10 protein-coding genes are annotated in these 10,028 nt (G+C 60.2%); all 10 read left to right on the top strand.

Translation table 11 applies throughout. From position 1 onward, the window contains the following. Positions 1-55 precede the first annotated feature (55 nt). The 10 genes from DWX25_RS06120 (at position 56) to tpiA (ending at position 10,027) form a co-directional block, all read left to right on the top strand. Positions 56-1,033, top strand: a complete 978-nt coding sequence (locus tag DWX25_RS06120; protein ID WP_117799011.1) for an acetylxylan esterase — start codon at positions 56-58, stop codon at positions 1,031-1,033. Beyond that, positions 1,026-1,877 (top strand): acetylxylan esterase, encoded by an 852-nt coding sequence (locus DWX25_RS06115; protein ID WP_117799012.1) that lies wholly within the window; start codon positions 1,026-1,028, stop codon positions 1,875-1,877. The genes DWX25_RS06120 and DWX25_RS06115 overlap by 8 nt, the downstream gene beginning before the upstream one ends. Positions 1,878-1,945: 68 nt before the next feature. After that, positions 1,946-2,866 (top strand): dihydrodipicolinate synthase family protein, encoded by a 921-nt coding sequence (locus DWX25_RS06110; protein WP_117735348.1) that lies wholly within the window; start codon positions 1,946-1,948, stop codon positions 2,864-2,866. A 170-nt stretch (positions 2,867-3,036) separates the two neighbouring features. After that, positions 3,037-4,002, top strand: a complete 966-nt coding sequence (locus tag DWX25_RS06105; protein WP_117735347.1) for an ROK family protein — start codon at positions 3,037-3,039, stop codon at positions 4,000-4,002. A 70-nt stretch (positions 4,003-4,072) separates the two neighbouring features. Beyond that, complete coding sequence (locus DWX25_RS06100) at positions 4,073-4,759, top strand: N-acetylmannosamine-6-phosphate 2-epimerase (protein WP_022094877.1); 687 nt, start codon at positions 4,073-4,075, stop codon at positions 4,757-4,759. A gap of 101 nt (positions 4,760-4,860) precedes the next feature. After that, positions 4,861-5,781 carry an RNase adapter RapZ gene (gene rapZ, locus DWX25_RS06095; protein WP_117735346.1) on the top strand — a complete coding sequence of 307 codons (921 nt, stop codon included), beginning with the start codon at positions 4,861-4,863 and terminating at the stop codon, positions 5,779-5,781. A gap of 6 nt (positions 5,782-5,787) precedes the next feature. Beyond that, on the top strand, positions 5,788-6,717 hold the full coding sequence (gene whiA / locus DWX25_RS06090) for a DNA-binding protein WhiA (protein WP_117735345.1): 930 nt from the start codon (positions 5,788-5,790) through the stop codon (positions 6,715-6,717). A gap of 193 nt (positions 6,718-6,910) precedes the next feature. Continuing rightward, entirely contained in the window at positions 6,911-7,936 is a 1,026-nt protein-coding gene (gene gap / locus DWX25_RS06085; RefSeq protein ID WP_117735344.1) for a type I glyceraldehyde-3-phosphate dehydrogenase, read from the top strand. A gap of 140 nt (positions 7,937-8,076) precedes the next feature. After that, positions 8,077-9,267 carry a phosphoglycerate kinase gene (gene pgk, locus DWX25_RS06080; protein ID WP_117735343.1) on the top strand — a complete coding sequence of 397 codons (1,191 nt, stop codon included), beginning with the start codon at positions 8,077-8,079 and terminating at the stop codon, positions 9,265-9,267. Beyond that, complete coding sequence (tpiA, locus tag DWX25_RS06075; protein ID WP_022094882.1) at positions 9,260-10,027, top strand: triose-phosphate isomerase; 768 nt, start codon at positions 9,260-9,262, stop codon at positions 10,025-10,027. The genes pgk and tpiA overlap by 8 nt, the downstream gene beginning before the upstream one ends. The last annotated feature ends 1 nt before the right edge of the window (position 10,028 follow it).

The raw sequence follows: 10,028 nt of genomic DNA, 5'->3' as shown, positions 1-10,028 counted from the left end.
GTTCCCTTGCCGGGCGCACCTCCGTTGCGATTTCGAAAGGTTGGGTTCACGAGCCATGCCAAGTGCTCAGGAGCTACAGCAGCAATTTGGTGAATATCTAGGCGCCATGCCCCGTCCATCAGATTTCGATTTCTTTTGGAAAGATCGCATGGCCGAGGCCGACGCCGTTGGGCTTGACTATGCGATTGAGGCGGCATCGGTCGCCGATGCTGTGACTTGCCAGCTTTTCGACCTCTGGTTTACCGGTATGTGCGGCGCCCGCCTGCATGCCAAGTACCTTAAGCCCGTCTCGGACGAGCCCGTGCCATTGGTGCTTCAGTTCCATGGGTATCCGGGTGCAAGCCGCAGCTGGTTTGAGCAGGCGTCGTTTGCTGGTATGGGCATGGCGCTGATCGCTCTCGATTGTCCTGGCCAAGGAGGTCCCTCCGAGGACATTGGTGGATTTGAGGGCACAACGGTCGCGGGCCATATCGTCGCCGGTATCGACGGCGACCCGGCCAACCTCTACTATGTCCGCTTGCATCAGGACATCCGCATCCTATGCCGTATCGTTCGCGAGCTCGAGGGCATCGATTTTGCCCGCGTATTTGTGAATGGCGCATCGCAGGGCGGCGGCTTGGGTATTGCGACCTGCGCGCTTAACAGCGAGCTTATCAATCGCGCCTCCATCCTCTATCCCTTCCTGTCGGATTTCCGCCTGGTCTGGGATTTGGATGCCGATGATATTGCCTACGAGGGCCTTCGCTATTGGTCGCGCTGGTTTGATGAGGACTCGATTCGTATTGATGAAGCCTATGCAAAGCTTGCGTACTTCGACTCCAAGAACTTCGCCCCCATGGTCAAATGCCCTGTGCTGTTTGGCACGGGAACTGCCGATATCGTTTGCCCGCCGGCAACGCAGTTTGCGGTCTACAACAACCTGACCTGCGAGAAACGCCATGAGTTCTTTGAGGGCTTTGGCCACGAGGAGATTCAGGACTTTGACGATCTGATCATTCCGTTTTTCTGCAAGGGAGGGGAGGCTCATGTCTAAGTGCGAAAGCAATGTCGATGAGCTGATTGTCCCCGAGCTTACGGGGATTCCCGGGACGGTTTCGTCAAAGCTCTCCGATTACCGGGATTGGCGCGGCGATACTTCGGTGGATATTTCCGATTTGTGTACAGCCGTATCGAATCCTGAGGTTTGCGGGTTGACCGTTACGGCGATCGATTTCGCCAATCCGTGCGCGCGCTACTCCGAGGTCTCCTTTGAGGTCGGCGGGGATGTCGTACACGGCCGCCTGATTGAGCCCGCTGGTCGCGCCCGGACTTCCGAGCTTGTGCCGCTGTGCCTGATGTTCCATGACATTGACCGGCCCGTGCGTGGATGGCATCACATGACGAGGTTTGCCGCCATGGGATATGCCGTGCTTGCGCTGGACGATGATGTGATTGGGTACAGCGATCTGCAGCAGGGGATCACCTCGCCTGCTTTTGTCAAACGCATCCGTTGGGGCTGCGCGTTGTCGAAGGTCGCACGCAATCTTGACAGCGTGGATCCCGACCGTATGTTTGCATGGGGCGAGGGTCTTGGCGGAGGAGTCGCGCTGGCGGTTTGTGCTCTGGACGAGCGGGGCCTTGCCTGCGCGGCAGTTGCCAATCCGCTTCCCGGCGGCCTCGAGGCACTGTCGTCTCGGGTGCGCGGATCGGTACTCATGGGCACATCGCTCATGGATGCCGTGAGTGCTCCCAAGGGCCAATTTGCCGTATTCAACGGTCTTGAGTGTGACCGGAGGCATATCATCTATGCCAAATACGCTCATGAGCGCATCAATGCGTTCGAAAACGAAGTCGTCGACTTCTTTAACCAAACGTTCTACCCGTGTTCTTTGGCCTAGGCGGCCTGGACACTGCCAACAAGAGTGGGTGGCATAGGGCCGCCCGCTAGACAACTAAGGAGATTCTTGTGGCAACTCAGCAATTCACCGGCGTTATTCCCCCCGTCGTTGTTCCCGATACCGAAGACCATCAGCTCGACGTTGCCTCCTTTGAGCGCAGCATCAACCGCATGATCGACGCCGGCGTCGACGGCCTGTTCTTCTTGGGCTCTTCGGGCGAGGTCGTATTCTCCACCGACGAGCGTCGTCGCCAGATCATCGCCGAGGCCGTCCGTATCGTCGACCACCGTGTGCCTGTCCTGGTCGGCATCATCGATACCGAGACCGAGCGCATGATCGAGCACGGTAAGGTCGCTCAGGAACTGGGCGCCGATGCCCTCGTCGCCACCTGCCCGTTCTATGCCCTGCAGGGCATGACCGAGGTCGAGGAGCACTTCCGCATCCTGCACGAGGAGCTCGACCTGCCCATCTTTGCCTATGACATTCCCGTCTGCGTTCACACCAAGCTCCCCTGGAAGCTCCTTGCCAAGCTCGGCGCCGAGGGCGTCCTTGCTGGCGTTAAGGATTCCTCGGGTGATGACATCTCGTTCCGCTACCTCGTTCAGGAGAACGAGAAGAACGGCCATCCGATGAGCATCCTCACCGGTCACGAGGTCGTTGTCGACGGCGCTTACCTTGGTGGCGCCGACGGTTCCGTCCCGGGTCTCGCCAACGTTGAGCCCGAGGGCTACGTGCGTCAGTGGAAGGCCGCTCAGGCTGGTGACTGGGCTACCGTCAAGGCCGAGCAGGATCGCCTCAATGAGATTTCGCACATCTGGGATGTCACCTCGGGCGTCCAGGGCTATGCCGGTGGCGTCGGCGCCTTCAAGACCGCTATGAACCTCATGGGTATCTTCGACAGCCCGACCATGCCGCGCCCGGTGAAGGCCATGACCGGCGAGAACGTCGAGGCGATCAGGAAGGTTCTCCAGGACAACGGTCTGCTGTAAAGCTTCCCCAGGCACCCGATCTTGGGGCTCAAGTGGTCGGGCGTGACCCATTAGGTCAACGCCCGACCACTTTCGCCCCAACCTCGGGCAGCTGGGAAACCTTTATCAACCTGTGGCGATAATTCTGCCCTCATTTCCTGTAGTTGTTTTAATCTCCTAAGGAGAGCGACATGGAGAACAAGTACGTTTGCTCCGTCGATATCGGCGGCACCAAGATTGCGACTGCCATTATGGAGTATCCGACTGATGGCGGCGTGCCCCATCCGGTCTTTGAAGCTGAGGTTCCCACCGAGGCCCAAGAGGGCGGCGAGGCCGTCTTCCAGCGTATCGAGGCGTCCATCAAGGCTGCTCTCGAGGCGAATCCCGATGTCGAGGTCCTTGGCGTCGGTATCGGTGCCGCCGGCGTCGTCGATCCCAAGACGGGCGCCATCGCGTATGCCAATGAGATCATGCCCGGCTGGTCCGGCGTTCAGTTGGGGCCACGTCTGCGCGAGGACCTCGGTCTTCCCGTTGCCGTTGTAGGCGACGTGCAGGCTCATGCTCTGGGCGAGGCCCACTGGGGCGTCGGCAAGGGCAAGTTCTCCGTCTTGTGTCTTGGCATCGGTACGGGCATCGGCGGCGCATATGTCGAGAACGGCCGCGTGATGCAGGGCTTCCATGGTGCTGCTGGCCATATGGGCCACATCGAGTGCTCGGCTGCCGCCGGCATTCCCTGCGCCTGCGGGCGTTCTGGCCATCTGGAGTCGGTTGCTTCGGGCACTTCCATTGGTCGAATGTATGACGAGCGCTTTGGTCGCGTTGACCCCAGCCGTCCTTCGGTCGGCCGCGACGTAAACGACCTGTGCCGTGCGGGCGACGCAAAGGCGACCGAGGTCATCCATGACGCCGGCTTTGCGCTGGGTGCCAGCTTGGGCTCGCTCGCTAACATCCTGGACCCTGAGGTCATCGTGCTTTCGGGCGGCGTGATTCACCAAGGTCCCGATTGGCGTTCGCAGACATGGAAGGATTCGGTGCACGAGGGCTATGCCAGCCAGGCGCTCGATCCGCTTCAGGACACGCCGATCCTCATCGGTTCTCTGGAGGGCGATGCTCCGCTCATCGGTGCCGCTGAGCATCTTCTCGCCTCGTTGAAGTAAACGTATCTGCTGTAGGAGCCTCCCGAGACAACACGCCTCGGGAGGCTGTTCTGAGAAAGGTTGCAGCCTTATGACCGTCGATCCTTTGATTCAATCCCTGAAGGGCAAGCTCGTCGTGAGCGTTCAGGCGTATATGGGCGAGCCGCTTCGTACGCCCGAGACCATGGCGCAAATGTCTCGCGCTTGCGAGCTCGGCGGAGCCGCCGCTATTCGCTGCCAGGGCCTTGCCGACATTGCCGCCATTAAGGGTCGCTGTGAGGTTCCCGTCATCGGCCTGTGGAAGGATGGGCATGAGGGCGTCTACATCACGCCGACGCTGCGTCACGCCCGCGCCTGCGTCGCTGCCGGTGCCGATATCGTGGCGATCGACGCCACCGATCGTCCGCGCCCCGATGGCAAGACGGTCGAGGATACCTTCCGCCCGCTGCACGAGGAGGGTGTGCTCCTGATGGCGGACTGTGCCACCATCGAGGACATTCGCCGTGCGGTTGATATGGGCTTCGACCTGGTATCCACCACGCTCTCTCATGGTGTCGCCGCCATCGACTGCACCATGGCCGATGGCCCCGATCTGCCACTCCTGCGTCAGGCGACCGAGGAATTCCCCGGCCTTCCCATCATTTGCGAGGGTCGCGTGCATACGCCCGAGGAGGCTCGCGCCGCGATCGATGCTGGCGCCTGGGCCGTTGTCGTCGGCACCGCCATCACGCACCCCACGAGTATTACGAGTTGGTTCAAGGCTGCGCTTGAGGCGTAAGACAGGCCTCGTATCCGCTCGGGGCGGTATACTCAATATAGGCAATTGACCGCGCGGGATCCGGGTTGCTGGGTCCCGCGCTTGTTTTTAGGAGGCAGCACATGCAAAAGGGAGATGCCATGGATGCGGCGGAGCGCTCGGAGCGCATCCCCGATATCGTCATCATCACCGGAATGTCCGGATCGGGCCGAACGCAGGCCATGCATGTGTTCGAGGACATGGGTTACTTTTGCATCGACAACTTGCCTCCGCGTCTGATCGCCCAGCTTGCCGAACTCGTCGGCATCAATACGGGCGTGGGCAGGCATCTTGCCGTCACCTGCGATTTGCGTAGCCAGGGACTGTTTGACGAGTTACTCGATGCGGTCGCTGCGCTCGAAGAGCGCGAGATGAGCTGCGACATCGTGTTCCTGGAGGCTTCTGACGAGGTGCTGATCCGTCGTTATAGCGAAAACCGCCGCCGCCATCCCATTGCCAAGCCGGGGGAGACTACGGCCGACGCGATTCAGCGCGAGCGCCTGCAGCTGCAGGGTGTGCGCGATCGAGCCGATATGATCATCAACACGAGCCGCCTGCGCACCTCTGCCCTGCGCAACAAATTGCGCATGGCGTTCTCCGAGTTGTCCGACCAGCAGCTCATGGACGTTCACGTGTTCTCGTTTGGCTTTAAGCACGGTATGCCCGTCGAGGCAGACATCATGATCGACGTTCGCTTCCTGCCCAATCCGTTCTACGATCCCGAGATGCGCACCATGACCGGTCTCGATAAGAAAGTCTCCGACTTTGTTCTGGACCATCCTAAGACCCAGGAGTTCTGGAAGGCCTGGACGCAGCTGCTCGATACGGTCATGCCCGGCTATATCGCGGAGGGCAAGCCGCAACTTTCTATTGCCATCGGTTGCACGGGCGGCCAACACCGCAGCGTTGCCATCGCCGAGGCCACGGCACGTTATTTGGAAGGCGCCCAGTATCACGTGAGCATTTCCCATCGCGACCTGTCGCGCGCGAACACGAAAGCATAGGCCTGCATGTCGTTTACCGCGGAGGTGCGTGACGAGCTCGCGCGCTGCGAACCCGAATGTGAATACTGTGATTTGTCGACGCTTGCCGCCCTGACGCGTGTGAGCGGTACACTTTCGCTGGCCGGCTCCGGGCGGTATCGTTTGACGGTCGCGACCGAGACGGGCGCCGTCGCGCGCACGATGATCACACTGACGCATCGCATCCTTAAGCTCAAAACGGAATTCACCGTTCGTAAATCGGTCTTGCATAAGGTCCGTAACTATCTCATTACCCTGCCCGATCAACCCGACCTGGACAAGGCTCTGGTGCTGCTGGGCATTCTCGACCGCAGGGGAGGGCTCGTCGCCGGTGTTCCCCGGCACATCGTTGCCCGTCCCTGCTGCAGGCTTGCCTACATCCGCGGCGCGCTCATCGCTGGCGGTTTCGTGGCCGATCCCCGCGGCGACTTTCATTTGGAGATCGCGGTGCAGGGCGAGCAGTATGCCCGGGGACTCTGCGATCTATTGGAGCAGATCGGGGTCCATGCGCGCGTTAACGCGCGGCGCGGATCCTTTGCTGTCTACATTAAGAGCGCCGAGGAGATCGAGCATCTTTTAAAGCTGATTGGTGCCAAGCGCAGCGTTGCCGAGATTGAGGAAGCGCGCGCGGTCAAGTTGGTTAAGAACGATGTGAACCGTCGCGTGAATGCCGAGCTCGCCAACCAGACCAGAAGCGCCGGTGCTGCCCAACATCAGCTTGCGTTGATCGATGAGCTCGAGCAGCGTGGCCTTCGCGATGAGCTTCCGGATGCATTGGCGGTCTTTTGCGACCTGCGCGAGCGCTACCCCGATCTGTCGCTGCGTGATTTGGGGGAGATGGCTGACCCTCCCTTGTCGAAGTCGGCCCTCTACCATCGAGTTTTGAGGCTTGAAAAGCTCATTGAAGCAAACAGGTAGTTTAAAGTATAGACGTATATACGGATTTAGCTGCTATTTTATTCTTTAAAACGTTTTAACGTAAATTTGATTTTCAATTTCGACCATTCTCGTGAAATTCAAGTCCAAAAAAAGGTATATTAGGCGAGTGGTTAGTTTGTGGGCCTCAACGGCAGGCGCTGTAGCTTGCGGGGGCCTTACGAAAGGAGACACAATGGCAGTAAAGGTTGCTATTAACGGCTTCGGTCGCATCGGTCGTCTGGCCTTCCGTCAGATGTTCGGTCATGAGGGCTCCGAGATCGTCGCTATCAACGACCTCACCTCTCCCGACATGCTCGCTTACCTGCTGAAGTACGACTCCACGCAGGGCAACTACGCTCGCGATCACGAGGTCGTTGCTGGCGAGGATTCCATCACCGTTGACGGCAAGGAGATCAAGATCTACAAGGAGGCCGACGCCAACAACCTGCCTTGGGGCGACCTCGACGTCGACGTCGTTCTCGAGTGCACCGGCTTCTACACCAGCAAGGCTAAGGCTCAGGCCCACATCAACGCTGGCGCCAAGAAGGTCGTCATCTCCGCTCCGGCTGGCAGCGATCTGCCCACCATCGTGTACAACGTCAACCACGAGACGCTGACCGCTGAGGACAACATCATCTCTGCTGCTTCCTGCACCACCAACTGCCTCGCCCCGATGGCCAAGGGTCTGAACGACTTCGCTCCCATCGTGTCCGGCATCATGACCACCATTCACGCCTGGACTGGCGACCAGATGCCGCTCGACGGCCCGCAGCGCAAGGGCAACAAGCGTCGTAGCCGCGCCTGCGCCGTCAACATCGTCCCCAACTCCACCGGTGCTGCCAAGGCTATCGGCCTGGTTCTCCCCGAGCTCAACGGTAAGCTCATCGGTGCCGCTCAGCGCGTCCCGACGCCGACCGGCTCCATCACCAACCTCTACGCTGTCGTTGACAAGAAGGTCACTGTCGACGAGGTCAACGCTGCTATGAAGGCCTACGCTGCCACCATCTCTGAGACCTTCGGTTACAACGAGGACGACATCGTCTCCACCGACATCATCGGCGAGACCCACGGCTCCATCTTCGACGCCACTCAGACCATGTGCTCTGACCTCGGCAACGGCCAGACCCTCGTTCAGGTCACCTCTTGGTATGACAACGAGAACTCTTACACCTCTCAGATGGTCCGCACCATCAAGTACTTCGAGAAGTTCGTTGCTTAATTTAGCTTTTAGCGAATAGCTCGTTGAGCGTCTAAAGAAGGGCGCGGCCTTATAGGGCTTACACCCTAAGGTCGCGCCCTTTTTATAGGAAATCGTCTGCCGTAATGGAAGGCAGACACGTACGAAAGGTAGAAGCAAACATGGCCTTTACCAAGAAGACCGTCCGCGACATCGATGTCGACGGCAAGCGCGTTCTCGTCCGCGTTGACTTCAACGTGCCTATCAAGGATGGCGTCGTTGGCGACACCACCCGCATCAAGGCTGCCCTGCCCACCATCAACTATCTCGTTGAGCACAATGCTCGCGTCATCCTCATGAGCCACCTCGGCCGTCCTGAGGGCACCGGCTTCCAGCCCGAGCTGTCCCTCGAGCCCGTCGCCAAGAAGCTCGCTGAGCTCTCTGGTCTTGACGTTGCCTTCGTCGCCGACACCTATGGCGAGAAGGCCGCCGAGGCCGTCGCCGCCGTCGAGCCGGGCAAGGTCCTCGTTCTCGAGAACGTCCGTTTTGACAAGCGTGAGAAGAAGAACGATCCCGAGATCGCCAAGATCCTCGCTTCCTATGGCGACGTCTTCGTCCTCGATGCCTTTGGCACCGCTCACCGCGCCCAGGGTTCCGTTGTGGGCCCCGCCGCTTACCTGCCCGCAGTCGCTGGCTTCCTGCTCGAGAAGGAGGTCGACACGCTGACCGGCATCTTCGCCGAGCCCGAGCGCCCCTTCGTCGCTATCGTCGGCGGTTCCAAGGTTTCCTCCAAGATTGGCGTTCTCGATCACCTCATCGACTCCGCTGATACCCTGATCATCGGTGGCGGCATGGCCTACACCTTCTTCCTGGCTCAGGGCCTGACCGTCGGTCAGTCCCTCAAGGAAGAGGACTGGGTCGAGCGCGCTGGCGAGATGCTCAAGAAGGCCGAGGAGAAGGGCGTCAAGATCCTGCTCCCCATCGACAACCGCGTTGCCGATCACTTTGGCGAGGACGCTGTCCCCGAGGTTGTCGCTTCCGACGCTATCCCCGATGACCGCGAGGGCATGGACATCGGCCCCAAGACCGAGGAGCTCTACGCCGAGGCCGTCAAGGGCGCCAAGACTGTGTTCTGGAATGGCCCCATGGGCGTCTTCGAGTTCGACAACTTCGCTCACGGCACTCAGGCTATCGCCGAAGCTGTCGCCGAGGCCGACTGCACCTCGATCATCGGCGGCGGCGACTCTGTCGCAGCTGTCAACAAGTTCAACCTGGCCGACAAGATGAGCTGGATCTCCACCGGTGGTGGCGCTTCCATGGAGCTCGTCGAGGGTAAGGCCCTGCCCGGAGTGGAGGCGCTTCTCGATGCCTAATCGCACCCTTCTTATCGCTGGTAACTGGAAGATGAACAACGACGTCGCCGAGGCCGCCAAGCTCGCCGACGAGCTGGCTCAGGCTCTGCCCGAGGTTCCGGCTGGCGTCGAGGTGCTCGTGTGCCCTCCGACCATCGACATCACCACGGTTCATGACCGCATTCAGGCTGCCCCCATTGCCCTCGGTGCACAGAACGTGTACTGGGAGGCCAAGGGTGCCTTCACCGGTGAGTCCTCTTGCGATATGCTCAAGTCCGCTGGCTGCACCTACTGCATCATCGGTCACTCCGAGCGTCGCGACTACTTCCACGAGACCGATGAGGACCAGAACAAGAAGGCCAAGGCTCTCGTTGCCGCTGGTCTTGTTCCCGTCTTCTGCTGCGGCGAGTCCCTCGAGGTCCGCGAGGCTGGCACCTATGTCGAGCACGTCGTGAACCAGGTCAAGGCTGGCCTTGCTGGTCTTGAGATCACCTGCCCCAAGCAGGTCGTCGTCGCTTACGAGCCCATCTGGGCCATCGGCACCGGCAAGACCGCTACCGCTGAGGACGCTCAGGAGGTCTGCGGCGCTATCCGTGAGACCCTCAAGGAGATGTTCGGCGAGGAGCTCGCTAACGGCATCCGCGTTCTCTATGGTGGCTCTGCCAAGCCCGGCAACATCGCCGAGCTCGTCGCCAAGCCCGACGTTGACGGCGCCCTCGTGGGCGGCGCTTCGCTCAAGGCTGCCGACTTCGCCTCTATGGTCGTTAAGGCAGGCGAGTAGG

It is taken from the genome of Collinsella sp. AF18-8LB, from assembly GCF_003459795.1.
GTDB lineage: Bacteria > Actinomycetota > Coriobacteriia > Coriobacteriales > Coriobacteriaceae > Collinsella.
This window is presented reverse-complemented; position numbering and strand designations above follow the sequence as displayed.

Bases quoted from the DNA above. Each gene is read 5' to 3' on its own strand.
- tpiA (WP_022094882.1), top strand. From the start codon at position 9,260: ATGCCTAATCGCACCCTTCTTATCGCTGGTAACTGGAAGATGAACAAC.
- DWX25_RS06120 (WP_117799011.1), top strand. From the start codon at position 56: ATGCCAAGTGCTCAGGAGCTACAGCAGCAATTTGGTGAATATCTAGGC.
- gap (WP_117735344.1), top strand. From the start codon at position 6,911: ATGGCAGTAAAGGTTGCTATTAACGGCTTCGGTCGCATCGGTCGTCTG.
- DWX25_RS06105 (WP_117735347.1), top strand. From the start codon at position 3,037: ATGGAGAACAAGTACGTTTGCTCCGTCGATATCGGCGGCACCAAGATT.
- rapZ (WP_117735346.1), top strand. From the start codon at position 4,861: ATGCAAAAGGGAGATGCCATGGATGCGGCGGAGCGCTCGGAGCGCATC.
- whiA (WP_117735345.1), top strand. From the start codon at position 5,788: ATGTCGTTTACCGCGGAGGTGCGTGACGAGCTCGCGCGCTGCGAACCC.
- pgk (WP_117735343.1), top strand. From the start codon at position 8,077: ATGGCCTTTACCAAGAAGACCGTCCGCGACATCGATGTCGACGGCAAG.
- DWX25_RS06115 (WP_117799012.1), top strand. From the start codon at position 1,026: ATGTCTAAGTGCGAAAGCAATGTCGATGAGCTGATTGTCCCCGAGCTT.
- DWX25_RS06100 (WP_022094877.1), top strand. From the start codon at position 4,073: ATGACCGTCGATCCTTTGATTCAATCCCTGAAGGGCAAGCTCGTCGTG.